The organism is Alteromonas sp. LOR (assembly GCF_000753865.1).
Classification (GTDB): domain Bacteria; phylum Pseudomonadota; class Gammaproteobacteria; order Enterobacterales; family Alteromonadaceae; genus Alteromonas.
On record NZ_JQFW01000056.1, the window covers coordinates 1 to 26,168 of the forward strand.

25 protein-coding genes and 1 pseudogene are annotated in these 26,168 nt (G+C 43.2%); 10 read left to right on the forward strand and 16 right to left on the reverse strand.

Features of this window, described 5'->3' with window-relative positions:
- Positions 1-321: pseudogene (locus tag JV36_RS0115495) on the reverse strand (serine hydrolase); the annotation flags it as partial.
- Between the two features lie 731 nt (positions 322-1,052).
- Here JV36_RS0115495 and JV36_RS0115500 point away from each other — a divergent pair.
- Positions 1,053-1,910 (forward strand): PA4780 family RIO1-like protein kinase, encoded by an 858-nt coding sequence (locus JV36_RS0115500; protein WP_032097545.1) that lies wholly within the window; start codon positions 1,053-1,055, stop codon positions 1,908-1,910.
- Between the two features lie 115 nt (positions 1,911-2,025).
- On the opposite strand, the gene JV36_RS0115505 is transcribed toward JV36_RS0115500, so the two are convergent.
- Positions 2,026-2,472: a DUF3015 family protein gene (locus JV36_RS0115505; RefSeq protein WP_032097544.1), complete on the reverse strand. Its 447-nt coding sequence runs from the start codon at positions 2,470-2,472 to the stop codon at positions 2,026-2,028.
- A 43-nt stretch (positions 2,473-2,515) separates the two neighbouring features.
- Positions 2,516-4,345, reverse strand: coding sequence for an Lnb N-terminal periplasmic domain-containing protein (locus JV36_RS0115510; protein ID WP_052010345.1), 1,830 nt, complete (start codon positions 4,343-4,345; stop codon positions 2,516-2,518).
- A gap of 417 nt (positions 4,346-4,762) precedes the next feature.
- Here JV36_RS0115510 and JV36_RS0115515 point away from each other — a divergent pair, with 417 nt between their 5' ends.
- Positions 4,763-6,052, forward strand: coding sequence for a hypothetical protein (locus JV36_RS0115515; protein WP_032097543.1), 1,290 nt, complete (start codon positions 4,763-4,765; stop codon positions 6,050-6,052).
- Positions 6,053-6,125: 73 nt separating this feature from the next.
- Positions 6,126-6,671 carry an invasion associated locus B family protein gene (locus tag JV36_RS0115520; RefSeq protein WP_052010344.1) on the forward strand — a complete coding sequence of 182 codons (546 nt, stop codon included), beginning with the start codon at positions 6,126-6,128 and terminating at the stop codon, positions 6,669-6,671.
- A gap of 101 nt (positions 6,672-6,772) precedes the next feature.
- On the opposite strand, the gene JV36_RS0115525 is transcribed toward JV36_RS0115520, so the two are convergent.
- The 4 genes from JV36_RS0115525 to JV36_RS0115540 form a co-directional block, all read right to left on the reverse strand.
- The gene (locus JV36_RS0115525; RefSeq protein ID WP_052010343.1) at positions 6,773-7,015 is read right to left on the reverse strand and encodes a hypothetical protein; all 243 of its coding nucleotides are present in this window, start codon (positions 7,013-7,015) and stop codon (positions 6,773-6,775) included.
- A 211-nt stretch (positions 7,016-7,226) separates the two neighbouring features.
- Positions 7,227-7,709 (reverse strand): GNAT family N-acetyltransferase, encoded by a 483-nt coding sequence (locus JV36_RS0115530; RefSeq protein WP_032097542.1) that lies wholly within the window; start codon positions 7,707-7,709, stop codon positions 7,227-7,229.
- 193 nt (positions 7,710-7,902) lie between these two features.
- Positions 7,903-9,108, reverse strand: coding sequence for a PQQ-dependent sugar dehydrogenase (locus JV36_RS0115535; RefSeq protein ID WP_032097596.1), 1,206 nt, complete (start codon positions 9,106-9,108; stop codon positions 7,903-7,905).
- A gap of 367 nt (positions 9,109-9,475) precedes the next feature.
- Positions 9,476-9,865 (reverse strand): PilZ domain-containing protein, encoded by a 390-nt coding sequence (locus JV36_RS0115540; protein ID WP_032097541.1) that lies wholly within the window; start codon positions 9,863-9,865, stop codon positions 9,476-9,478.
- 213 nt (positions 9,866-10,078) lie between these two features.
- Between JV36_RS0115540 and JV36_RS0115545 the strand changes: the two genes are divergently transcribed.
- Positions 10,079-11,326, forward strand: a complete 1,248-nt coding sequence (locus JV36_RS0115545; protein WP_032097595.1) for a DEAD/DEAH box helicase — start codon at positions 10,079-10,081, stop codon at positions 11,324-11,326.
- A 237-nt stretch (positions 11,327-11,563) separates the two neighbouring features.
- Positions 11,564-12,328 (forward strand): DUF6174 domain-containing protein, encoded by a 765-nt coding sequence (locus tag JV36_RS19295; RefSeq protein ID WP_052010342.1) that lies wholly within the window; start codon positions 11,564-11,566, stop codon positions 12,326-12,328.
- Positions 12,329-12,363: 35 nt separating this feature from the next.
- Here the strand turns inward: JV36_RS19295 and JV36_RS0115555 are convergent, their stop codons facing one another.
- The 3 genes from JV36_RS0115555 to JV36_RS20025 form a co-directional block, all read right to left on the reverse strand.
- Positions 12,364-12,696, reverse strand: a complete 333-nt coding sequence (locus JV36_RS0115555) for a hypothetical protein (RefSeq protein ID WP_032097540.1) — start codon at positions 12,694-12,696, stop codon at positions 12,364-12,366.
- A 64-nt stretch (positions 12,697-12,760) separates the two neighbouring features.
- Positions 12,761-14,986 carry a putative bifunctional diguanylate cyclase/phosphodiesterase gene (locus JV36_RS19300; protein ID WP_052010341.1) on the reverse strand — a complete coding sequence of 742 codons (2,226 nt, stop codon included), beginning with the start codon at positions 14,984-14,986 and terminating at the stop codon, positions 12,761-12,763.
- Positions 14,987-15,023: 37 nt separating this feature from the next.
- Positions 15,024-15,518, reverse strand: coding sequence for a type II secretion system protein (locus JV36_RS20025; protein WP_326938232.1), 495 nt, complete (start codon positions 15,516-15,518; stop codon positions 15,024-15,026).
- Positions 15,519-15,774: 256 nt separating this feature from the next.
- Here JV36_RS20025 and JV36_RS0115570 point away from each other — a divergent pair, with 256 nt between their 5' ends.
- Together JV36_RS0115570 and JV36_RS0115575 are read left to right on the forward strand one after the other, a co-directional pair.
- The gene (locus tag JV36_RS0115570) at positions 15,775-15,993 is read left to right on the forward strand and encodes a DUF2945 domain-containing protein (RefSeq protein ID WP_032097538.1); all 219 of its coding nucleotides are present in this window, start codon (positions 15,775-15,777) and stop codon (positions 15,991-15,993) included.
- Between the two features lie 364 nt (positions 15,994-16,357).
- The gene (locus JV36_RS0115575; protein WP_032097537.1) at positions 16,358-16,909 is read left to right on the forward strand and encodes a type 1 glutamine amidotransferase domain-containing protein; all 552 of its coding nucleotides are present in this window, start codon (positions 16,358-16,360) and stop codon (positions 16,907-16,909) included.
- 194 nt (positions 16,910-17,103) lie between these two features.
- Here the strand turns inward: JV36_RS0115575 and JV36_RS0115580 are convergent, their stop codons facing one another.
- Together JV36_RS0115580 and JV36_RS0115585 are read right to left on the reverse strand one after the other, a co-directional pair.
- Positions 17,104-20,661 (reverse strand): ABC transporter permease/M1 family aminopeptidase, encoded by a 3,558-nt coding sequence (locus tag JV36_RS0115580; protein WP_032097536.1) that lies wholly within the window; start codon positions 20,659-20,661, stop codon positions 17,104-17,106.
- Positions 20,662-20,672: 11 nt separating this feature from the next.
- A complete protein-coding gene (locus JV36_RS0115585) occupies positions 20,673-21,554 on the reverse strand; it encodes an ABC transporter ATP-binding protein (protein WP_032097535.1) in 882 nt (293 codons plus the stop codon).
- A gap of 372 nt (positions 21,555-21,926) precedes the next feature.
- On the opposite strand from JV36_RS0115585, the gene JV36_RS19470 reads away from it, so the two are divergent.
- Together JV36_RS19470 and JV36_RS0115595 are read left to right on the forward strand one after the other, a co-directional pair.
- Positions 21,927-22,091, forward strand: coding sequence for a DUF1328 domain-containing protein (locus JV36_RS19470; protein ID WP_032097534.1), 165 nt, complete (start codon positions 21,927-21,929; stop codon positions 22,089-22,091).
- Positions 22,092-22,239: 148 nt separating this feature from the next.
- On the forward strand, positions 22,240-22,482 hold the full coding sequence (locus JV36_RS0115595; RefSeq protein WP_032097533.1) for a DUF4235 domain-containing protein: 243 nt from the start codon (positions 22,240-22,242) through the stop codon (positions 22,480-22,482).
- Positions 22,483-22,501: 19 nt separating this feature from the next.
- Here the strand turns inward: JV36_RS0115595 and JV36_RS0115600 are convergent, their stop codons facing one another.
- The 4 genes from JV36_RS0115600 to JV36_RS0115615 form a co-directional block, all read right to left on the reverse strand.
- A complete protein-coding gene (locus JV36_RS0115600; protein ID WP_052010340.1) occupies positions 22,502-23,206 on the reverse strand; it encodes a DUF2490 domain-containing protein in 705 nt (234 codons plus the stop codon).
- Positions 23,207-23,291: 85 nt separating this feature from the next.
- Positions 23,292-23,936: a phosphoribosyl-AMP cyclohydrolase gene (locus tag JV36_RS0115605; protein WP_032097532.1), complete on the reverse strand. Its 645-nt coding sequence runs from the start codon at positions 23,934-23,936 to the stop codon at positions 23,292-23,294.
- 189 nt (positions 23,937-24,125) lie between these two features.
- Entirely contained in the window at positions 24,126-24,308 is a 183-nt protein-coding gene (locus JV36_RS0115610) for a hypothetical protein (protein WP_032097531.1), read from the reverse strand.
- Between the two features lie 186 nt (positions 24,309-24,494).
- On the reverse strand, positions 24,495-25,484 hold the full coding sequence (locus JV36_RS0115615; RefSeq protein WP_032097530.1) for a proline iminopeptidase-family hydrolase: 990 nt from the start codon (positions 25,482-25,484) through the stop codon (positions 24,495-24,497).
- A gap of 179 nt (positions 25,485-25,663) precedes the next feature.
- On the opposite strand from JV36_RS0115615, the gene JV36_RS19925 reads away from it, so the two are divergent.
- Positions 25,664-25,972, forward strand: coding sequence for a LysE/ArgO family amino acid transporter (locus JV36_RS19925; RefSeq protein ID WP_268746610.1), 309 nt, complete (start codon positions 25,664-25,666; stop codon positions 25,970-25,972).
- The last annotated feature ends 196 nt before the right edge of the window (positions 25,973-26,168 follow it).

The window sequence follows — 26,168 nt, forward strand, 5'->3', positions numbered from 1 at the left end:
GACAAGTTTGACGAGAGCGGACGCATCATAAAGCTTACCAATACTGGCTATTTTAAATAAGGCTTGAGGGGAAGCGGGAGTTTTAGTATCCCGCTCGTGAAAGCCTTCAGCATATAATTCACCCGCTTTGCCGTGTCTATCGACATATACGATTATACCATCGAGTCGTTCCTCTACGGCATTCGCCAGTTCCTGCTCTATGGTATTCGGAAGTGGCTTTAGATAGTAAAGTCCGAATTCCCATGGCGCAAACACGTAGATACTAGTAAAGGTGACAATAGCAGCGGCAATGCGAATTGCCGCTAATTTGCTTTTTTCCATTTGCTTAAGTTCCAAATTGTGATTCTATAGCTGAGTATAAAATACTTAACAGTGTAAGTTTTAATACCAATGCCACCGCGCAGCTAAATTATATTCAACCCAAACATATCTTTCACGCTATGAATAACAGTGTTGGTTCTGTTTCTTGAGATCTCTTCAAATAGCAGCGAAGTTCTGCTTCACGTACGAAGCAGACCTAGAACTACAGAGAAATTGTGATTCGCTTATGGCACAAAAAAGATAAACACTAAACAAGTTATTATGTCCGCTTTGTCGGATTAGCTGACGTTTGTAATCTACTTACCCTACGACTGCAATTCGCTCATAACTGCGACTTAATTTGCAATAAGTTAACGGCTGTTTTACGAACACAAAAGGCTGTCAGATTTAGTTTAGCTCTATATCTGAAAGTATCAGGCTCAGTTGTGACTAATCCAAATTAAAGCAAACTAAATCATTCACTTGGCTTTTTTCGCCAAGTAACCGCTTAAGAAATTTAACTTCTTCTAACGCATAAAACATACGATTTTCTCGCTTTTTCCATCCGTGCGCCTCACCGACGTACTCAACTTCTGTCTCTAATTGGTGCCCTTCATTAAGGATACGTATAAGTAATGGTCAACAATAATGCTCTTGATTTTCAAGACTGATATACTATGCCTGAATTTACTTAAATAAAGAGCAATGCTTTAAAACATGACTAAACACCTTCCCCATTTAGTAGGCACGCTGTGAAAATACCTAAACGCCTACAACCCCTTGTCGATGATGGTTTAATTGATGCAGTAATAAGCCGCTTAATGAGTGGCAAAGAAGCCGATGTGTTTATTGTTCGCTGTGGCGACCATATTCGCTGTGCAAAGGTTTACAAAGACGCGGTAAAACGCAGTTTCAAAAAAGCAGCTCAATACCAAGAAGGCAGAAAGGTACGGGGTGGTCGTCAAGCACGGGCTATGGGTAAGCGCTCAAGCTATGGCCGTCAGTTAGAAGAAGAGATTTGGCAGACTGCAGAAGTTGACGCCCTATCACGCCTTAATGAAGCCGGCGTGCGGGTACCTGATACCTATTGCTGCGTTGATGGTGTGCTGCTTATGGAGCTTGTGTCAGATGAGAGCGGCGATGTAGCTCCTCAGTTAGGCCATGTCTCAATGAGTGAAGATGAGGCGCTCAAGCAACACAAAGAGATGATGCACAACATAATGCTCATGCTTTGCGCCGGCATAATTCACGGCGATCTCTCAGAATTTAACGTTCTTGTCGACGGTAAAGGCCCTGTAATCATCGACTTGCCTCAAGCCGTTAATGCCTCGGCCAATAACAGCGCTGAAGCCATGTTTGCCCGTGACGTAAATAACATGCGTCGCTATTACGGTGAATTTGCTCCTCAGCTATTACATACGAATTATGCCAAAGAAATGTGGGCTTTGTTTGAAGAAGGTAATTTAACGCCTAATTCCACGCTGACTGGCGAATTTGAAGATGATGACGAAGATGCGGATGTGGGCGCCATTCTTGAAGAAATTCAAGCGGCTGAAGACGAAGAAAAAGAACGCTTAGCGCGTATCAACTTTTCGGATGATGCTGAGTAAACACTCTAAAAAGCCTCAACCATTTACAGGCGACATCAGCTAAAGACATAAGCTAAATTGGGGCAGCGGCACCTTTACCTAATTTTATAGGTACACAAGCCACTGCCCAGCAATATTAGATGTTTGCTACAACAGCGTTGTAGAAAGCTTCTGGGTTAGCTGCTTCGTTTGTTACAACTGATACTGCCATTTCAGCACGTACAGCAGTAACCACTTCTGCACGGTCCGCTTCGTTTACTTCTAGAATATCAAGCATTGCCGTTAAGTGTGCGCCAGAACCTTGGCTAGTTTCTTCAATGACGTTGTTGAAGTTGTTTTGAATGAAAATAGCTGCAGTCGCCATTTTGCCTTCACATGAATCAACAGATGAAATTTTTGAAGAAACCGCAGTAGTTCCTAAATCCCAAATGATGTTTGAAATAGCCGCTGCTGTGCCATTATCGTCAAAAATCATGGCTCCTATACCACAGTGTTTCCAGGCATTGATGTTGTCATCAGCTGCTACATTTCCAGCAAAAGCAGTAGTCGTTAAAAGCGCTGCAAGAGTTAATTTTTTAAACATTTTTTTATTCCTCTGATTTTCAAGTTTATTTTTTATTTAATTTTCAATAATAATGCGAAATAAGCACGCCAAAGTCAGTACCTTGCTTGTTATCAATATTAAGTCTCACATCCCAGCGCTGATTAATTAAATATCGTGCTGACACTGAGAGATAGTGCAGGTCCTTCGATGGTTGATTTACAAACCATTGTTGGCCCACTGCCAATGACATTGCTATTTCAGGCGTGACATGTGCCACGCCCCCTACTTCTGAACCTACAGCAATAAAGCCGCCGTTCAGATTAGAGCTGGTAATGGAAGTGCTAAGTGCCGCATACCCCACAAGGTTGTGGCGAAACACCCAAGACTTCCCTATAAAACTGTCTATGTAACCCGCGCCACAATCTACACAATTATTTGCTTGGTCGCGGTAACCAAAGGCTAACTTCCAAGCCCAATTGCTATCTAGTGGTAACCCAGATTCAGATGCATTGAGGTTAATAATACGTACCGGTGTAAACTCCTTAATCGAGACTCCCTCTCCCTCAAGATACCGAAGACGTAAATTAAACGTGGTAAGTTCAGAATAAGGAATTCGCCCCGGATTAAGCGTAAGTAAATCATAATAATTCGCGCGAAAATTTAGTTCACTGGCCATTCCACCCGCTGACGAATTGTAAAGCGCTAAGCCAATACGGGTAGTGTCCTGAGCCTCATGGGGAGGACGTCTTTTCACTATATCCCAATTTGGCTTAACAGGTGCCATAGAAAATCGCTTTATCATGGCCTGCCGCTTTTGCGCTTTTTGGATATCGGTAAGGTCGTCTTCTTTTTGCTCAATAAATGCAAAGTAATCGTAGAGGGTATCTATTACTCGTATCGCAGACGCATCCGTTAGCGATGCAAGCTGTTGATGCGTCTCTTGAGGTGCGCTTTCCAATATAGTTAGGAGTACTTGCTGTTCTCGAGGGTTTAGTTGTTGCCAGCGATCATACAGAGTCTGTTGACGTGAACCGTGGTAAATAACGTCACTAAACATGACTCGTTCGCCCTGATGACGCTGCATCATCACTACCAAATCAAACGGCATCACCCATATCTTGTTGGGAGCAATAAGCGGTTTATCGAACACTAAACCAAGCAACTTTGCCAGTTGGTAGGCACAGTTTTGCTCAAAAAAGTAATAGGTCATAGTGGCATTTTCTAGTTCCCACAAGTGAGCTAGCAAAAATTGAATATCGTCTTGGGTTAGGTTGAGCTTGTACTCCCACATGTCGCGCAGCTCTGTTTCGCTATACGTTAAATGGTGATGGTGGTACTTCTGATTTGAGAATTTGCCTTGGTAGCCGCCCAATATACCTTTAGTGATATACACCAGCTTATTTTCGTCAGTGGGAACCTTGGCGCCATAAGAAAACGTGTTATCTAAGAGTCCCTCTTCTGAGCCGCTATTAAACTTTAAGAAAACGTGACCAAACATAGACGCAGGGTTACCTAAATAACCCGAAGCAAATATAAGGCTTGCGCTTTGGGTTGAAAATGCATCTAAGTATTCTTGATACCGGGGACATTTAACGTCAGGGAAGCTCAACTCTGGCAGATGCTTGTTAATAAAGAGCTTACGCGCAGGAAACTGGCATTGGCTGGTTGGCTTGTTAGTAAAAGCGCTTATCGTTGCTTTGAGCTCTGCATGGGGATTCTTGAAGCCGTTTTCTGCTAAGTAAAAATTTTCATCACTAGCATTTAACGACACTGCTGTTTGCTCAGCATGCAGCAACTGTTTCCACACGCTTTGCGATGCGGCGCTATCTACATCATGAGTTACACCTGTGGCAGAAGCGAGAGGCACAATTGAAAGCAAGAAAATACAACAGCGAATGAAAAAGGAGTACAACAGAGATTCCTACAATAAATCCATTTAAGTTCACAATGTCAGGGCTGACAGTTAACGCTCTGAATGCAGAGAAGAAATAAATATGCCTGCAGCCATGCGCATATACAAGCTGTAATTTAAAAAATGATGAGGAATGAGAGGTTGAGAGGTTGAGAGGTTGAGAGGTTGGGAGTTAAGTAAAAAGTGGAACTATTGCAAAAAAACGCTGTTTCACCACGAAACAAATAACTGGTTAAATTTAGTACAATCAGTAACTTACGCTGTCAGCTTAACTTACACATTCAAAATCTATGTCTTAGGTTTAAAAAATTTCATTATAAAAATCAATACCTTAAAAAGTGGCTCGGATTTCGCTAAGTGTTCGCGCTCTACATTTTTAATAAGAATAAAATTCTCTCTATAAGGATATGATTTATAATGAAATTCAAGAATACGCTTCTTGCTGCGTCTCTCACTTTAGCCACCCTTTCTTTTCAGTCTAATGCAGACGTTATTATTTCGGGCTTTGGCGGAGACGCGGGGTATGGTAATGAGCGTTCGTATGCAGAGTCCGCCGAACAGTATGAACTGCCATTTGATATAAATATAAGCGGAAAAAACTTCAGTAGTTTTAAAGCACTTACAAACGGAAGTATCGATCTATATGAAGAAGCGCTACCAGATGTAGGACAAAGCCTTGCCGTGCTGACTCCTTTCCGTACGGATTCAAATAACCAATGCGTTACTTGCGGTGCAACTTATATTGGCGGCTTATCTGAAGACGTTGTTGCTGTTACTTGGTTAGACATTAGCCAGGATGAAGGGAGTACTTCTCACAATACGTTTCAAGCATTGATAATCGACCGCTCTGAAGATACGGGGCAAGCGGGCGATGTAGATATCGAGTTCAGATACGAAGAACTATCATATCGCGAGGAAGGAACTTTTCCTTCGATAGCAGGCGTGAGCTTACCTGTAGATGAACGTGAGGGGTTACCTGGAGGCGGAAACGTTCAGTTAATTGACAGCGAAACTCCGCAAATATCGATTGGAGATCCAATTTCAATACCTGAAAGTGCTAATCTTATTGCGCTTCCAGGCAGCGGTACAGCAGACATTTTAGATCTTGTTAATGCATCAAACGTTGGTGAAAATGGTATATGGTCGTACTCTGTTCGTGACGGCGAAGTAAGCTTAGCAGGCTCTCAGTCTGGGAGCGATGGTACTGGAACTCAAGCCGACCCATTTATGCCCTCAGGTGACGTAGACGGTAGTTGGGAATTTGAATTTACCATTTCATCAGATGATGACATTGTCTTTATCGACCCTGATGTAGCAATTGGCTACGATTACGCAGTGGAATCTGGCCCAGAAATAGCTTCAGTAATTTTACCAACTGGTTTCGATGCAGAATACGAATTATGGTTGATGGGTGCATCTGGCTGGGAGTTTATAGAAAGCCTAACGGCTGATGAAGAATACTTTTTCGACACCAGCGTGACTGAATTTCGTGTGTTGGGTATCGATACGAGCAACATGATTGATCCGGAAGACGCCATGGCGTTTGTGACTGGATTGTCTTTTACTGGTGCTGGCGATGTCGTTATGACTCAAACACCTATTACTGAATTTGTTGCACCGACATCAGTCAGCGAACCAAGAATGATTTTCTTAATGCTTACCGCGCTTGGTTTGTTCACTATTCGCTCTCGCAGAAAGAATAAATAGATTTTTCACTTATTGTAAATAGAATATCTTGGGGCCTTGCGGCCCCTTCTTTGTTTAAATTGGAATTCAAAAAATGCGTTATATTCTCTCGCAAATCAGCTTGGCTACATTGGCGTTCGCCTCTCTTTTCATATCTATAGCCACGGAGGCACAAACCTCAAAAAATACACTTGCTGCGCCCGCTAAAGCCTCTACTACCAAGCAAAAAACGGTATCCGAACGGTGGAGTTTTCAATGTGAGGCAGAGCACTGTTTTATAAGCCAAGTTCTAGTGGCTCGCAATAAAGAATTAGCCGGTGTTGTTGGCGCCGTTAACGTTGCTATCTCGGCAGAAAACCAACCTATTCTCACACTGCGACTGAGTCCTTATGCGAAACAAAAAGTCGGCCTAGGAATAAAAATTGATGAAAATAAACCGGTTCGCGTGAGTATTCAACATTGCGACACCAAGATCTGTGAGACCAATATTGTAATTGATGACACTATGATGAAAGAGCTCAACTCTGGCAAACGTTTCATGGTGGCTTTTATGAATACCAATGAACAGCAAACTACCCTGCCATTTTCTCTTGAAGGCTTCTCAAAAGCCTACGAGGAATTATTAGCTACCACTGATTAAGCACTGCGGGGTTTAGCACTGTCCGCAAAAGCTGACGTAAATAGCCTACTCATTTACGTCGTGTAGTTTTAAAAGGTATTACCTATATTGTAAAAATAAAATCAGGAATCAGACTCCGGCATGGCTTCTAATGTATCAACAATGTCACTGTTGCCACTTAGTTTCGCAAGGTCTATTAGGTAGTCCTTTTCCAGTGATTTAAGAGATTTACCGTCTAGCCTCGCTTTAACTTCATCAATGTCGCCATTGGCAATCGACGTTTTTATTGCTGCAAAGTCGCCTATTGATTGGTCGTTTTGATTACTATCATCATTTGGATTACTGTCTGAAGTATTAGAAGTCATATATTGTCCTTAACATGTTTATTGATTTAAGATGTTAATCCACCCTATTTATTTGAATACGGCTGTTGAAGTTGCCCTTTTGAACTCAGTCTTATAGCTAAGTCTTACAGCTAAGCCTTAAAACTAGGCCGTTAAATAAATTTTTGAAACCGAGTTGTAAACTCAAGTTTTAGACAGAGTAGAAATACATTACGGCGTTTGCCGTGCTGATTTAAAGCCACTTATACATTACCAATGCATCGACAAAGCCTTTCGCTGGATGATTGAACGCATTAGGTAGTTTCCCAACAGTGTCGTACCCTAACTTGTGCCATAAGCGGATGGCTCCCTCGTTAGTTGAAGCAACAAAGTTAAACTGCATTGCCTTGTAACCTAACTCTTTTGCCATGGTCTGAGAATGCTCACACATGGCCGTTGCTACTCCCTTCCCGCTTGCTGATGCCGCAACCATATAACCACAGTTACAAACATGGTCTCCCGGGCCGGCGTGATTAGTTTTAAGATAATACGTACCTACCACCTCACCGTCATCCAATGCTATGTAAGTTTTGCGGGGAGTATTGACCCAGATATTAAGTGCTTCTTCCTTTGAGGTGTCTGTGCGAAACGCATAGGTTTCGCCCGCTTTTGCTACCTCATGAAAAATAGGCCATATCAGATCAAAATCTTGAATAGAGGCTTCTTTTATTTCCATTAACGCACAACCTTTTGGCGACGTTAGGAAGCGGTTTACAAACCTACCTCCCTAACGCTATCTACATTATTTATAACAGTAACAAAAACTGCTTTACTAAGTACCGTTGTACCACAAATAATGTCGCCAATTGTTATGTCGCCATATAATTTGTCACTAAACGCTATGTCGTCACAGCGCTGGCCCTGCTCAATTAATTACCTTTTTGAAGCTTTATAAGACGTCCACCCTCTTTGTCTTCAAGTACGTATATGTTGCCCATACCATCTTGCTCAACTTCACGCACCCTTTTGCCCCATTCGTAACGCTCAGCTTCTTCAACATTCCACTTCCCTTTATCATCCTGATTAAAGCTAACCCGAACCAACGCTTGTGAAGACAGACCGCCGATAAAACCATCGCCTTGCCAATCTTTGTGTAAATCCCCTTTATAAATAATAAAGCCTGCAGGACTTATCGCTGGCACCCAGGCTTTTTCCGGCGACTTAAAAATAGGAATGTCTTCATGATTTGGTATTTTCACACCAGAATAATGATCGCCTTGGGACACCGTTGGATAACCATAGTTACGTGCCTTTTCGATGATATTTAATTCATCGCCATGGCGAGGCCCCATTTCGTGCGACCATAAATTACCTTGCGCATCAAAATCGATACCCAATGGATTGCGATGACCTAACGACCATATTTGCTCTGTCACTGCACCATTGCCATAAAAAGGATTGTCTTCTGGCACACTCCCATCTGCATTCAGGCGTACAATTTTACCTAAGTTCATCGCCATATTCTGGGCAGGTGTAAACTTTTGTCTTTCACCAGAACTGATAAATAAATAACCATCAGGCGAAAACGCCATGCGATGGGAATAGTGTCCGTTTCCAGTAACCTTAGGGGACTGACGCCAAATTAGCTCTCTGTTCGATAGACTCGCGCCTTTATCAGCAATAGTGAGCGTAGCGCGCTCGATAACGGCTCCACTAAAAGCGTCATCGTTAGCATCTCGCTCTACATAAGAAACATAGATAGTATTATTCGACGCAAAATCTGGGTGCACTATCACATCGCCTAGGCCGCCTTGCCCACGGGGTGTAACCTTAGGCACATTGTCGACTTTAGCGCGCTTTTGCTGGTTTTCATCAAGCAACCACATTGCGCCTGTCTTTTCTGTCACCAAGCTGTGGCCATCGGGTAAAAATGCCATGGCCCAAGGGTTATCAAATGATGTTATTGCGCTGCCCATTAGCACAGTACCTTCGCTGCCGGACATTTCCACCTGCGTTGGTGAGTTCGACTGAGCTAAGGCTCCGTATGAGGTGGCAACTAGCGTAACAATTAACGCTATTTTCCGTGGCAGAGTTTGAATATTGATTGAGCGCGTTTTAACAGATTGTCTTTGCATATTTCTCGTTTGCATAATAGCCGTCTCATCCTTATGTTGAATCTTAGTTAAAGCTCGTGAATTCACAGCATCAACGTCATATGCTATGTCTGCGCTATTTTGCTTTTTACTACGAGCCTGTTGAACTTCATACGCTTGCCACCTTACGCTTTCCATAAAAGACTGGTTACCGAAGACCGAATACAAACTAGGCACAAAAGACGAGACACAAAAGCTCATTACAAAAGGCTAGTGAAAAGGACATATGGCACGCAAATGATAATTATTAGTGATGCTTACGGATTTCAATGCGGTTAGGCTCAACTAAAGTCTATTTCGACTGAGCACATTCGGTAAGCCTGCTTATCTAGTTGTCTAAACCTTAGGTTTAATGTGGCACATCTACATGTTTAATACATTCAAACATAAAGGCATCAACCTCGTTTTCTTTGTGGTAGTCGGAGTAATGCAAACCAACTTCAGACTCTGTGTTGATATGACGAATTGCCCCTTTTATGGTGCAGCACATACCAGAACTAGGCAGCGTTAAAACAATCTTCACATTGCTACTTTTTGCGTTGCAGGCAGGAAGAAGCTCGGGCATTGCAGCATCTAACTTTATTCGAATGCCTGAGTAGCTCATATCGACCATGCTTCCCTTTAAGCAAATGCTGCTGTCATCTGCTGGGTTACTTATCATGATATTCGCATGCACACCTTTGAGACTAAACCGCGGATACTTCCGTTTATCCGGAGCAGTATGTTCATCAATGGTCATAGTATTTGCCTCATTTTTCTTAAGCTTAGCACCACGTAACTAAAACACCACGTTTAACGGGTCCCTTCGAATAAGCAGAAGAAATAAGTTGGCAAATAATCACGCATCATTGCGCGACAACACGTATCATATCGTTAATTTTCAAACGTCGTGAATGTATCCTTTATGCCCTCGTCCCAGTCTTCTTCTGCGTCTGCTTCCATATCGTCTCCAATGTCATTTGGCGAATTAGGTCTGTGTAGTGAATTGGTAAATACTGTTACTGAAAAGGGCTACGCAAATGCCTCTCCTATTCAGCAACAAGCTATTCCAGCAGTACTCAATGGTCGAGACGTCATTGCGATAGCACAAACGGGTACTGGCAAAACTGCAAGCTTTTCACTGCCAATTTTGCAGTTACTGGCAAATACTTCACCTGCGAAACCACATTGTGTAAAAGCGCTCATTGTTGCACCAACGCGAGAACTCGCAGCGCAGGTTGCTAAAAACGTTGAAAGCTATAGCGACGATATGAATATTCGCTCGACAGCCGTTTTTGGAGGTGTTCGCATTGAGCCTCAAAAATTTGAGCTTGCGCAAGGAGTAGACATTTTAATTGCCACTCCTGGCCGCTTAGTCGACTTATACAAACAAGGCGATATTAATTTTGAGCATATCGAAATGTTGGTGCTTGATGAGGCCGATCGCATGTTGGACTTGGGCTTTGTTGAGCATATTCACTTTATACAAAGTCTCTTGCCAAAGCAGCGTCAAACGCTGCTATTTTCAGCCACTTTCTCTAAAGAAATAAAGGCACTAGCTGCCACCATGCTCAACAACCCAATGACAATTGAGCTGGCAACGGCTCACGATCATATTGAAAATATCACGCAAATATTGCATCCGGTAGACAAAGGGCGAAAGCACGAGCTCGTCATTCATCTTCTCAAAAGTAATGACTGGTCTCAGGTATTGGTTTTTACCCGCACTAAACGCGGTGCAGATGAATTGAGAAACGAATTAGAAGCAATGGGTATTGCTGCAGAATCTATACATGCCAATAGAACGCAACACGCGCGCACGCAAGCGCTAGATGGCTTTAGAGATGGCAGCCTGAAAGTTTTAATAGGTACCGACCTTGCTGCAAGAGGCATCGATATTCAGCAACTGCCCTGCGTTATCAATGTTGATTTACCCTATGTGCCTGAAGACTACATTCATAGAATAGGCCGCACGGGCAGAGCATCAGTAAAGGGCCTAGCTATTTCACTGTATAGCGACGACGAAACGAAACAGCTAAGGTCAATTGAACGCCTTACTGGTAGGCAATTTAAAAAGACGTTTATTTCTGAATTTACACCAAAGCCGAAACCACCAGCGGTTAAAAAAGATAAAATAGAAGAAAATTTATACGGCAATTTCGAAGCTTTTGATAAGCCCTCAGGCAAGAAAAAATCGAAAGGACGTAAAAAGCGTCGATAAATGTTAGCAAGCCTTTTTGGGCAGCAGGAGTCACAGGCGGCAGGAGTTATTGGTAAAAGGCCGCGAGTGCAATATGCGCAAAAATGCCACATTCTATTGATTGGACGCTTGATATTTGCAATGCTGTTGATTAGTCATTATTCAACATTATTATTTTAAAACTAACTCAAAGCATCTCAGCACTAAATAAAAACTCATTCAAAGCAATCTCAGAGCCATCTCAAACTAAGGACAGTTATGAATAATTTAACTCGCTATATCGCTACTTTCACGACTACTTGCACTGCTATGCTTTTACTCGTTGGCTGCAACAGCGATTCAGATAATACGTTGGAAGACCTCAATGCAAACCGCGCAAAATGGGAAAGCGCGAACATCGACAACTACCAATTCGATTACAGCATTTCGTGTTTTTGTTTAGAAGATGCTACCCGCCCTCGCTTGGTGGTTGTAAATGCAAACCAGGTAGAATCGCAAACCATCATAGAAAATAGTGTCGCCCTGCCGCAAGATACCTTTAGTTCTCAAACCATAGCGGGCTTGTTCAACCGTATTGCATTAGAAGAGAGCCGTGCTGAATCGCTAAAGGTTGAATATCATCCCGAGCTTGGGTATCCAACGCGAATTCAAGTAGATGGTAATTCCCAAACTGCCGATGACGAATACACCATTGAAGTCAGTAATGTGATTGCAGCAGGCGACATTACCTGCACTACCAGTGTGGAAAATGGCTTGATAGTGTCGGTTACCGACCAATCTACAAGCACACCCATTGCTTGTGATACAGCGGTTACGGCAAGCGAAGAAGACTTTTCAGAAGCAGCCACTGGTGCATGTGACGGGGAGGAATCAATCGCTATGCTAGCTGAGCGCCCTGGCTTTTATTCAATTACCGTTGAAAAAGCAGGCTATCAGACGTTTCAAGTAGACGACTTTGGTATTGGCAAAGACTTATGCCATGTTTTACCAAGAGAGCTTGAGGTGGAATTAGTACCAGAGTAATTAAGCGAGATGGAAAAGTAGCTATATCTACTTTCTTACCGCTCAAAAAACACATCAATGAGGTCGGCTAGAGACTCCTCTAGCCCTTCTTCAAACACATCAATATCTATATCGAAGCTGTTCATGTATTTATCTGCATTCTCACGAGACACAATGCTATTTTTGAACTGAAACTCTAACTCTGGCAGCGATTTGTCGTAGCGGGGTTTAATTGCCCAGCGCAAACAATGGCCGTGATGATTTTTAAGCTTCTGCTTGGCAAAGACACAAAATTCTTCCACGTAATCTGGGCCTTGCGGCCCAAGGCAGCCAGGCTCTACGCGAAATGTCACCAGCAGCTTTTTGTATATTGGGAGCTTTGTTTCCATTGTCTCTTTTAATGGCTTAAAAATTTGAGTATGAGCACATTGCTCTAATATTACCAGTGTAGCGTTAACTCAATAACTTAGAAAAGTCGCTTTTCGTGAGTGGCTTTGCCAAGTGATAGCCTTGGAACTTATCTACATTCATTTCAATTAAGGCGTTAAAATGCGCCTCGGTTTCAATGCCCTCAGCCGTCACCTGTAAGCTCAGGCTTTTCGCCATTGAGTGTATGGCATGACAGAGGTTTTTGGCCTCGTGATCATCCACAATATCTTTAACGAAACTGCGGTCAATTTTCAAAATGTCAAAGTTTACACTACGCAAATAGCTCAAGCTGGAATAGGCGATGCCAAAATCGTCAATGGCCGTTTTCACCCCTAGCTCAGACAACATCCGCATATTTTCTCGAACCAGCGTTAAATCATCGGCAAAGACACGCTCGGTTAACTCAAGTATCAAGTTATCGCCTTTCAAGCCATGCTTATTTAAGCAGCGGCGAGTGACATCAACCAAAGCGCAGTCGGCAAGTTGTCGATAGGAAATATTCACCGACATACTGAGCGCAGAATGCCCCTTCTCCTGCCACTCTCGCAATACCTGACAAGCAGCATCTATAACCCAATCGCCAATTTGTAAAATTTGGCCACCATCTTCGGCTATTGGAATAAAATCATCCGGCGAAATAAAGCCCAGCTCGCTGTGTTTCCAACGCAACAAGGCTTCGGCGCCACAAAGCACTTTGTTTTTATCGAATATAGGTTGGAAAACCAACGACAATTCATTTTTATCCAATGCAAAATTCAAGTCGGTGTTAAGACGAAGTTTGCGCTGCAAATCAATGTCGTAATCTAGGTTGTAAAAAGCGAATGCGCCTTTCTCGTTAATTTTAGTGCGGTACATAGCAGCATCTGCTTTGCGAAGTAAGTCGTTAGCATCTTCACTATCAACTGGGTATTGCGCTATGCCCACGCTTGAGCCAATGTTGTGCTGTCTGTTTTGGTAATAAATGGGCTGTAATATCACCTTTTGCACACGCTGAACCAAGCGCACAATTTCATCTTTAGAGGTGTCGATTTCACTTAGCAATATAAATTCATCACCACCGAAGCGACCGATAAAGTCCCCTTCTCGTACACAGCGCTTTAAACGACGAGCAACTTCAACTAATACCGCATCGCCGGCTTCATGACCATGCATATCGTTAACGTCTTTAAACTTATCAAGGTCGATAAAAATAACAGCAAAGGACACATTAGCGTGGAGTTTGAGCAAGGAAGCAAGATGCTCTTGAAGCATCAGGCGATTTGGCATTTTGGTGAGATGATCATAATGAGCCAGGTGAGACAGCTCAGATTCATGCTTTTTACGATCGCTAATGTCTTCGATGGTGATCAAGCTGTGTCGATGTTCATTTTCATCTAAAACGCTAAGCGCTGAGTATTCAATCCAAACAATTCGGCCATCCTTGGTTTGTACCTGTATTTCTCGTGTCGGTTTGTCTACCGTATCTGCAGCAAAAAGTCGGTCGGCGTGTAAACACAGCGTATTCACTGATTGATGAATTAGCGTATTTTCAGCAAAGCCAAAAGTAGTATGAGCGGTGTAATTAGCGCGCTGTATAGTGCCTGTTTCATCTACCAACAACACACTTTGCGCTTTTGAATTAAACACCCCAGAAAACAAGTCACTTTCAAACGAGGCCAGTTTAAGGGCTTTACGCAAAAACAGCATTTTTTCGTTCAGCGTAAAGTAATAGGTGAGCATAATAAGGCTGAAAATTGTTAAACACATCAGACGCGTAGCCAGTGTGTAGCCCATATCTCCCTCGTAGGGAAGTGTGTCCATTTGCTCAGGCCACACATAGTAGTAAACGGTGCCAAGCACACTGATAAACCAAAAGAATATTTGCCCGCGCCATCCCATTGTTCCACCAGCAAGGATAGGAAAGATAAAGATCCACGCATAATGGACAGTATCAATACCCCCTGCAAAGGTGACGTTTGCCATGTGTATGGCAAACATACAAAACAGCATGATCGCTGCCGCTAGCGGTACATTATTGGTTTTCTTAAGCGCGACAACGTTCATCAAAATAACAAGCACACCAATGGCCTGAGTGATAACCACCCAATCTTCCATAAAGCTGTACAGGTCTTTAAACGTAAGCCCCAAAACGATGATGTAGATAAAGCTAGTGAAATTAACGATAGAAAACACGCCCGATGATCGAGCGCTTATAAAGAAGGCGCTAAAAGCCGATCTCGGTTGTTCAATAGTCATTTTTTCTGTTGTCATATTTTTCTATCGATACGCTTCGTTTCTAAGTTTCGGCCTAATTGCAATCGGTAACCGTGATTGTGGGCTTTTCACCTTGATTGGGATGACGATAAGTAAGTTTGCACACATCGCTTGCTGCAATCTCAGCGTTAGTTAAGTCTGCAGTTTGACGCTCTAACGTAAAGGTGACTTCAGGTGCAGAGCCACTTAATTTCCAATCGTCTTCTGAAAAATCAGCCACTTCTTTTAAGTTTGTTTGCGTTGCATAAGGATAGCCGTAACGCACACGAATGCCAGAAGTGAGGGTAGTATCGGCACTCCCCTGGGCCACTTCAATCAGCGCTTTTGCGTAAACAATTTCCGACGCGCCTAACAAAGCTGCGTTAAGCCCTTCAAGTGCCCCCGCTTGTGCATCTTTTTGCACGTTTAAAAATTTAGGTGCAGCAGTAACGGCCAGTATTCCTAAAACGACTATTACGATAATTAACTCAATTAGCGTAAAGCCTTTACTGTTGTGATATTTAGTCATAATCGGACAGAACTGCGTCATCTGTAATTGCTGCAAGTGTATAGTATAAATGGAAAATTCTGAAATAGACCTTAGAACATAGTGTTAAAGTAAACCTTAAGGTAGTTAGCTGTACCTTTTATGAACCTTTAATTCCTCCCTCCCGTTACAACTATGTTAGCCATTTAACGAGACTTTACTTCTACCCCGCTTTATTTGACAGGGCTTAGCTCCACAGGTTTTGCGAAGTATGGTTGAACCGTTTAATGAAGTCGCCACCACTACAAGGATTTTTGAGATGAAACATTATGCTATTAACACCGAGGTTGAATGGGAATGGGGCAACGGCAGTGCTTCGGGCAATATTCGAGAGAAGTTTACAAGCGAGGTTGAACGCACTATCAAAGGCTCATCGGTTAAACGAGATGCAAGCGAAACCGACCCTGCGTATATGATTGAACAGGACGATGGAAGCAAAGTATTAAAATCTCACAGCGAACTGAAGAAGACATCTTAAGGCAGACTTAGCTTTCAATAACAAAGCCATCGATCGGCTTCTAGTGAATTACATCGCTGTATCTTTGTAATTATACAGCAAGATACAGTTCATCTTTCACCTAGCAGGGCTTCATTTGTCTTTGCATTGTTCATGTAAATTATACGAACACCTTGCAAATCAAACAGCCCCGCAGTGCTTTTTTCGCTCAAAAAAAATTAACGCCCTTTTAAAAAACAGATACTTATGCGATTTTCACGGCTGGTTTACTTATTGCAGGTTACCTATTGAATGTTTTTAAAGACTGTAAGTGGGATTAACAATATTTGTTGATGCCGCATCGGCGCAAAAACAACTTTATTGAATTAAAAAGGAGTGTTTAATTATGAGTAAAAATCAAAACCTAAAGGGTAAAAAAATTGCTATTTTAGCGACCAATGGATTTGAGCAAAGTGAATTAGTTCAACCAAAGAATGAACTCATTAAACAAGGTGCTCATGTAGACATTTTGTCTATTGATAATCAAACCACCATTACAGCGTGGGATGAAGATAACTGGGGCGATAAGGTTAATGTAGATGCTCAAGTATCTTCTGTAAATTCTAGTGACTACGACGCGCTTATTTTACCTGGCGGCCAAATAAACCCAGACATTTTACGCACAAATGACGCCGCGGTCTCTTTCATCAAAAGCGCTTATTCAGAACAAAATATTAAAGCGATTGGTGCCATTTGTCACGGCCCATGGTTGCTTGTAGAAGCGGGTATCGTTAAAGATAAACAGCTTACAAGTTTCCCTAGTATCAAAACTGATTTAATTAATGCCGGGGCAAATTGGAAAGATGAAGAAGTGATACAAGATGGGAAGTTGGTTACCAGTAGAAATCCAAACGATATTCCTGCCTTTGTAGAGGCGATAGCGAAACTCGTTGCATAACGTGCAACTCTCAATTATTAACGGAAATTGATTATTCATAGCTTGAAGTTACTGCTGGTGCCTTTTCTCAGTACGGTTGGGCAACTTCGATAAACGTAAATGCAGGCCTCGCTAGCTATAAAATAAAAAACGGAGCAGAGTAAGTTTCAAGTTATGAAACATACTCTGCTCCGCTTCACGTTTACTGATAAAAATTACAGCTTAATTACGTTATCTCCGCTATCTCTATCAATCATTTTCACAAAGGGGTCAACTCCCACGTAGGCGGGCTTTTCATCCACCGTCACGGTTATTGTATTTTCCCCGCTAATTAATTTGTGCTTTTGGTTATAAAGCACCTGAGTGTTTTCAGACACGTCTTCAGGGTCGCCAGTAAATAGTGCAATATCAATATACTCATCAACACTACCTTCTGTTTCGCGTCCATCGCCATTAGCCTCAAACTTGCCCGCCGATACTGTCATGGTTACGGCAAACTTACCGTCGCTAGTTTCTTCAACCTCAGCTGACAGCATTTTTAAGTCGTATAGGGTTATGCGCTCAAACAAGTCTGCGATAAACTGCTGCTCCTCTTTTGTCGCCTCAGCATTAAGGGCAGCCTGCAAATCTAACGTAGTTGGGTACGGGTCGTTTTTAAACTTATACGCCTCTAGGAAGTTTTTCAGTGCCGTATTAACACGCTTCTCCCCTAACCTATCTAGAATTGCCATCATGACTACTGAGCCTTTACGGTAATGAATATACTGCTGTTCTTCGCTGCGCATAAACGGCATTTCTTCAATCAGCTCGCTACCGCGATCGCGAAGATAGCGATCCAGTTCATACTTGAGGAAGCGTCGCATCTTCTCTTCGCCAAAGCGTTCACGCAACACCATAATGGCACTGTACTGAGACAAACTTTCAATAATGATTGATTGGCCCTGAACATTGGCAGCGCCTACCTGATGCCCCCACCACTGGTGAGCTACCTCGTGGGCGGTAACATAGTACACATAGTCTATATCTTCAGGGTCACGCAGGTCGGCAATAAACCCAATTTCCTCAGAGTAAGGCACCGTATTGGCAAAACTCTGCGCAAACGATCGATACCCTGGAAACTCAATAATGCGCATCTGCTTGTGCTGGTAAGGGCCAAAGGCGTTGGTGAAGTAATCAAGAGAATCTTTCACACTTTGCACCATTACATCTACATTCCAATGGTGTTCAGGGTGATAGTACACCTCAATATTCACGCCTTTATGCTCGTCTCTAGTAACGTCGTGGCGCGCAGAAAGGTAGGAGAAAAAATTGACTATTGGCGCATCCATTTTGTAATGAAAATAGTTACGTCCGTTCTCCTGCCACTCTTTTTGCAGGTAACCCGGCGCAATAGCAATTTGGTCGCCGCTGGTCGACACCGTAGTTTCAAAGTCGATAAATGTGACTCCCTTACCAAACCCACTTTCAGCATAACGTGAGGTATCTTCCAGTTTATAGGCCCGAGGGCGCTCTGGCAGATCCCGCTTACGTCGCTCGTGTCGGTCTGAAATTACATAACGCCCGTTAAACCCAAAAGATGGAAAAAGCGAGAAATTATCGATAAATGTGCCATTTTCGGCTACCTGCAAGTCGAAGCCGCCATCTTTGAACCCCTTATGCTCGCGCAGTGCTGACAGGGTTCCTTTTCTGGTTTCACCCGGCATTAGTGGTTTGTCAAAGGTTAGCCACGCCGCAGACAGGTTGTCGAAGCGCTCGGTAATTTGCGCGCCAGGTATCACCACATCCCATGTAGTCGTAAACCGTGGTATCGACAGCAAGGTGCGGGAAATTGGCTCATCAAACGGGTTGCTGATGGTCATATCTGCCGACACTTCTACACGGCGGGCCTCTGGGTAAATATCAACGTTCGCATTCACTTCGGTTACCACAGGAATTAAGTCGTGTTCGTACTGGCCAAACTGACTTTCGTATTCAGCTTGAAGCTCGAAGGTCTCATCTTGGGTAAGGTAAGTGTTGACCACCTTGGTGTTGTAGTGAATGTAGCCACCCGTAAGTACGAACACGAGTAGGCTTGCTGCTAACACGGCCTTTCCAGACGCCCCCAACTGATAGCCAAGCAGCTTAAAACGGTGTTTAAGTGATACTTCTGGCCCGCGCTGCCACAATGCATAACCAATGGTGAATAGAGCTAACGACAGTGCGCCCCAGTAAACCATATACCAAGCGAAAGGCGCTAAGAACCAGCCCCAGCTGTTCAGGTCGGAATACAGCACTCTTGGCGCGTCGCTAAAGCTGTACATGTTGTGCTCTAAACCCAGCTCAGCAAATACTAAGCTAACAATGAAGTACGCCACAAACAGCAGCATACCCACAAATTTATTCGGGCTTAGCACCTGAATAAAAAATGCCAGAACCGCCAATAGCGCCCACGGAACCCATGATACAAAATAGATCCCAATGAAATACGTACCAAAATCAAAGTCGAAATACCCTTGGGTAGCCTGATAGATAACGGTAAAAACAATACCAATGGCAAATAGCACAGCGGTTACCGCCCACATCGCAAGCAGCTTAGATACCCAAAAAATTAGATTAAAAGCAGGTGTTGAATCGACAATATCGCCCATACCAGAGCCACGCTCACGCCAAACAATTTCGCCACTGTAATAGGTGATAACAATAAGCATCATCAACCCAAAACTTTCGCGAATAAACTCAACCATTTTATAGGTAAGCGGCCAGTCTGGCGTACCGTATAAACCGCCAATAGGCACAAAGTACAGGGCAGACAGGTTGAACAGCGTAAAAATCATCAACACAAGAAGGGCTGGACTAAACATAACTTGACGCATTTCAAAGCCAATGCGAGTTAGTAACTTACCAAACTGCCCACCCGCCTTCGCTTTAATAGTAAGGTTAAGGGTTTTAGGTGGAGCCACACTAGAGGCTTTACTTGGCTTTTCTTTACGGCTTTTTTGCTGCCAGCGCATTTGATAAATACTGCCAACAGTGGCCAGTATAAATGCGCCAATGCCAAGCCATATCAAACGGTTTTGCAGTAACACACCTTCTATTGACACAACGGTGGTGTTTTTATCAAACACTGTCCAATAACGGGTTATCTCGGAGTAGGTACGAAGACCAAAGGGGTCTAACAATGCGCCAATGGTGCGGTATTCCGGCTCAGAAGTGACCACGCCGCTAATGAGATAGAAAATGAATATACCCATTGCGACCAAGTATGCGGCCATTATTGAGCGAAGGCGCTGGGCAACGGCATAAAAAATCATACCGAGTGCTAGCATGCTGGGCACTGAGAAGTAGAAGAAGGTAGTTAGATAGAAACCAATATTAGTGGGCCCTATTCGCTCTTGATCTATCCAAGGCATTAACGAGCCTAATAAAATAGCAATAGGCACCATGGCAAACACGCAAATACTGACCAAATAGGCACCTAAAAAGCGGCCCAAATGGTACGACAGCGGCGTAATAGGCCGAGTGTATATTAGCTCGCCCATATTGCTGGAGTGGTTTCGTGTGGCAGTACCAGAAACAAAGTTAACCAATAAAAACAGTGCAAAAATACCCATAATAAGCGCGGTTTGCGTAATAGCAAACGAGCCGTTGTACAGCACGTTTCCACCGCCACCAATACGAACATTATCGGTAGTGGTTGCCAAAAAAGGCAATAAGAAAAACGCCAGCATGGTGACGTAAAAGGAAGGTTGGCGAAGGTAATATCGCCATTCAAACGTAAGGCTATTTAAAAACATGGTTATTCCCCTTACGCAGCAGTTGCAGCGCGGCTATTGTGCAAGGTGGAAAAATACACGTCTTCTAAATTAGCTGGCGCTTGTTCGAATCCTTCTGGCGGCGTGTCGGCCATTACATGAATAACGTGCTTACCGGCAATTAAACGGGCAGAAATGATATTCAGGCTCTGCTCAAGTTCGCGGTACTCATCTTGACTAACCTGCTTGCGCCAAATGCGTCCCGCCAGCTCTGTGGTGAGACTAATAGGGTTACCTTCTAATAAAATTTCTCCCTGCCCTAGCACGGCCATTTTCGGGCAAAGTTCTGATACATCATCAACAATGTGTGTAGAGAGTATAATAACCTTCTCTTCACCTAAGCTTACTAACAAGTTGTGAAAGCGATTGCGCTCTTCGGGGTCGAGTCCAGCGGTAGGCTCATCCACAATAATAAGATCGGGGTCGCCCAATAATGCCTGCGCAATACCAAAGCGCTGACGCATACCACCGGAATAACCACTTACTGCTTTGTCTCTGTGCTGCCACAAATTGGTGTGAACCAACAAGCTTTCCACCGCGTCTTTACGCTCAGACTTGCTGCTAATTCCCTTTAACACGGCTAGATGGTCTAGCAGCTTTTCTGCACTAATGCGCGGGTACACCCCAAAGTCTTGCGGTAAGTAACCAAGACATTGTCGCAACCCATTAGGATCGGCCAGCACATCAATACCATTAAATTGAATAGAACCTGTATCAGGTGTTTGAAGGGTAGCGATTGTGCGCATTAAAGAGGATTTGCCGGCTCCGTTAGGGCCAAGTAACCCAAACATTCCCTTGGGGATTGATAGGTTGATGCCGTTAAGGGCTTTAACTCCATTGGGGTACGTTTTGGTGAGACCGCTAATATTGAGCATGATCATTCCTTTGTAGTAATTGTTAGTGAAGCGTTCTTTTTATTTATTGTTCAAATTCTAAACTACGCCTAAATGATTCGCGTGTTAATGCGAAACTTGTAACAAAGTGAGAAAAGAATGAATTTGGCCATGCAACATTGGTAAAATTGCAAATTAAAAATAAGAAATATTTACAGCTTTATTGGGAAAAATACTCACCATCGACCTGTGCTAGTTTTGCAATAGCATAAAAAGATGGACTTCCTTTTTCTTACACCACCGCTCTACAGGCCAGGCTGCGGCTACATTTCATACAATAATTTAAGCAACTTTTTAAAGTAGGCCTATGCTTTGCATCTTTAATTGTGAACTCACAAAATGAAGGGATACATTATGTTACGTTGGGCATTAATATTTTTAGTTGTTGCAATAGTTGCTGCCGTTTTAGGATTTGGTGGAATTGCAGGTTCTGCGGCCGGTATAGCCAAAATTATATTTGGTGTTTTCTTAATCTTATTGGTTGTATCACTAGTGATGAACATGGTGAGAGGCAAGTAGACAACCGCAAGCTGAGCGATGGGTTTAATTACCCATCGCAGCTTGCGATAGCTATTTCTCACAGAATTTCTACATCTCATATCTCACCAGTAAGTTTCACTACAAAGTTTTCACCAAAACTTTTCACTACCAATTTAAGGAGAATACTATGAGTGACAAATTAATTACGACCGTAGGCATTGGCCTTGCCGCTGCATCAGCAGGCATGCTGGCCAGAAAAACACTTCAAAAATCGTGGGAAAAGGTGACTAACGAACCTGCTCCTAAAGATAAAGGAAGTGAAAATACCGATCTTCAAGAAGCCGTCACGTGGGCTGTGGTATCAGGCATTGGTGCAGGCGCCGCAAGAATGGCGGTTCAATACGCGTTGGATAAACGCAACTCCAAGTAGCTCTGCTTTTTGTTCATCCTTAAAACCACGATCCGAAAAACGTAAGAGAAAGGTTGTGGTTAATTTGAGCCTCAGCTGAAGAAGCACCGGGCGAATGAATGTAGTTATTCATATATCCCATTTCAACGCGCCATGTGTTGTTAAGTTGATAAGCTGGGCCCGCATAGAATCGATTTTGATCAAACCCACTTGCTTGCCCCCATTGAGTATCATTAAGCGTAACGAATAACTCATCCCACACAACAAAAGACCACTTGTCGCCTAGCGGCTTTTCCCAACGAACAAATTGTCTAATTCTATGTCCTAAGTCGTCACCTTGGTCGTTGCGATAGCGCTGCTCAAGACGAGTTCGTGCAGACACGTTGCCGCCTAAAAATGGCCGAAGCGAGTAGGTTGCTTGCTGCCAAAGGCGGTCTTCTTCTACAGTACCGGCCTCTGAATCTATCGCGATTCTAGCTACACCTAACCACAGTGTGAGGTCGTCAGACATACGATAGCCTACACCAGGGCGAAAAATTGACACACCCAGTTTAGAGGCATCGTCTTTAAATCGCAGGTGCCCATCAAACCAGAATTGTAGGTCGCCCGCTTTATCAGCGTTACCGGCAAGAGCCACAGCATTCCAAGATTGAAAGTCGTTTGTTGTGGCATGCGATTCAGCGGTGCACATCAGCAGTAGTAATAATGCGGTAATAGTGGTTATTGTATTTTTTATCGTGCGCATAGAAACCTCGGTGTGATGAGCTTTATGGTGCTTAAATGAGAGGTAGCGCGATATGAAGAATTTCATATCGCGCTAATAGCGAGGTTTAATTTGATGATGGGTTATAAGGAAGTGACGACTGATGAGCGACAATACGCAAATCACCTTCGCTGTCTTTCACGTAAGCAAATGTATATTCCACTTTGGTTTCGCCACCTGTGGTGTCAGTGAAATAATAATTACCCATTGCAACAGCCATACGACAGCTATTGTTGATAATTCCCACGTTGTCGAACTTCACTTTGGTATACGGTTTTATGGCAAAACCCTTATCTTCTTCGTAGGCATCGTTACCACCTACGAAGTACGACAGTGCAGCATCAAAGCTCGATCTGAACTGATCGTTGGCCGCTAGCGTGGGCTTAAATAAAACGCTGCTTAAATCATAGCCGTACATTTCCTGAATAAAATCAGCGGCTTCGTTTGAGTAATCACCTTTCTTAGAAAATACGCTGCCAATTCTAACAATGCCATCACCCCACATTTTTTGTGCATTCACTACCTCTCGTTCAGTAATGCATTGGTTTGAATACAAAAGCACATCATCCGCGCTTTGAGCCTTCATAGCAGCCGCGCTTTTGGTTGTATCGTTACTCATTTGGGGTTTTGCTACAGCGGCGCAGCCAGACGCGATAATCACTGAAGCAGTTAAAAGAGTAGCTTTCATTATTGATTGAGGACGTATTTTCATGAGTAAACTCCCACCTAAATAGCATTGAATAATACAAGGCAAGTCGCTTTGTATTTGATGCTATTAAGCATATACATCTATGGTTAAGAGTACTTTTACTGAACATTAAAAGCAGATTAACAGCAGGTGGGAATTAAACGGTTTGCTTTAAAGGAAGTGAAAGCGAAAGAAGCCAAAAACGAGATACATTTATAAAAGCTTATTCATGGTTCTTTCTAATAATCTTTGCATTTTTTTACCGGCAGCAGGAAGCAAACTTTCATCTGCATTAGGCACAGATACCTGCGCGCTAACAGTGAACTCTCGACCGCCTTGGTAATACGGCACACACACATGTGCAAGCACTATTGGCAAACAAAGTAGCGAGTGCATTTGAGTTGTCTATCGAGGTGCCAAAAGCTTCATAAGTATTTATAGAGGTGATCATATCAGCAACGTAGGTGCTGCCAATTTGTGCCTGCGCTCCTAAGCCCTGTTCACGTAATTTTGCAACTGCGCCAGTAAAGGCAAATACCTTCGATGAACTCCACGGCTCATAAAGAGTACATATCGACCAAACTAGTCAGCATCTTTTCGCCTTAACCAACTTCGCAGCAACGCCAATGTTACCAAAGGCCTGTCGTCGTAAATTCCATGAGCACCACCTGGTACAACGGCCAATTCGGCGCCGGGCGTCAACGCGAGATAATTTTGAACGGTATCAATGCGTGCGGAATCGTATTGACCAATCATAAAAAGTGTTCTGTTAGGGTCGATATCGGCCAATAAATGCGTGGCGTCGTAGTGTTTTAATACGCCGGTTGACGAGAATTCACTTGGCCCCCACATGGCATTGTAAATCACTGGATTAAAACCACTTCCCCCTATGTTTTCTTCGTAAGCGATAATCGCTTCATCGATTTTGCTTGGCGAATAATGTGCAGAATATAATTTGCTATATGCAGCACTGCATACAGACGCTTCTGGCGGTTGAGATGATTCACACTGTTTAAGTGTGTCTTGTACTGTTTGAGGAGCAGCGTTTATCAACAACTTTGCATCCATGACCCAGTGGGGCGTAGAAATAAATGTACCGCCTAGCACAGTGGATACCGTGTGCTGTGGATATTTTGCAGTGTACTCCAAGGCAATGGCAGACCCCCAACTTTGCCCTACCAGATGCCATTTCTCTACTTTTAAATGCTTGCGAATAGTATCTAAGGACTCAACAAAACGAGCAACGCGCCAGTTTGCTGGGTCGTTTGGCCGCGCAGATTTTCCGCTATCGAGTTGGTCATACAAGATCACCATGCGCTCATCGGCCAAGTCTGTAATACCTACAAAGCCGTTGTGTGTTCCACCAGGACCACCGTGAATAAAAACTACCGGAATGGCGTCTGTGTGTTTCACGCCATTAAGCCTGACATACACTTTCCCGCCATCAACCGGCACCATGAGCTCTTTATCTGGATAAATTTCTAAATATTTGGCGTTTGCACCCAATGCCAACACCGATAAGCATGCAATACTTAGTAAGCGAGACATAAAATAGCAGAAAGTTTTGTGCATGTTTGGATCCCTGTATACGACTCAAGCACAATATTCATTCTGGTAGTATGCTTCGATGAAATTTTAATAACAAACGAAACATACATAAACCATTTCAAAGCTACACCAAATTCACTTACCTAAAAGCGCTTATTTACTTTTTAGCATGCCTGTTATGTTTAGCTGCTATAGATTGTGCTTTGCAGGCGCAAGGAAAAAAAGTAGGAAGTCTTTTAGCAGCTACAATGACATGCCTTACTTTCACTTGGATTAATCCGCATGTGTACCTCGACACTTTTGTGTTACTAAGCTCAATATCTACGCAATATGAAGGGCAGCAAGTTGCGTTCGGTTTGGACGCAATTTTCGGCTCGTTTGTGTTCTTCTTTTCACTCGGATACGGCGCAAAATTATTAATTCCTGTTTTCAAAAAACCTAAAGCCTGGAAGGTACTCGAGTTTATAATAGGGATTGTAATGGCCGCGCTTGGGGTAAGTTTTCTAGTGTAGTTAACTGAAAAGTGTGGTGAGCAATATTTTGCAGCCCTAAACTATCAACAAAAACTTACGCTAAATAGCTGTTTTGTAAAGATGCTTAATTATGTGTGCCTCGTAAAAAAACCTGTTAGGCTTAGCACTTAGTAGCTAAGGAGGGCTGTCTATTCAATTGTGTCTCTCTGCTATATTAATCATCTTCGAGAGGTCA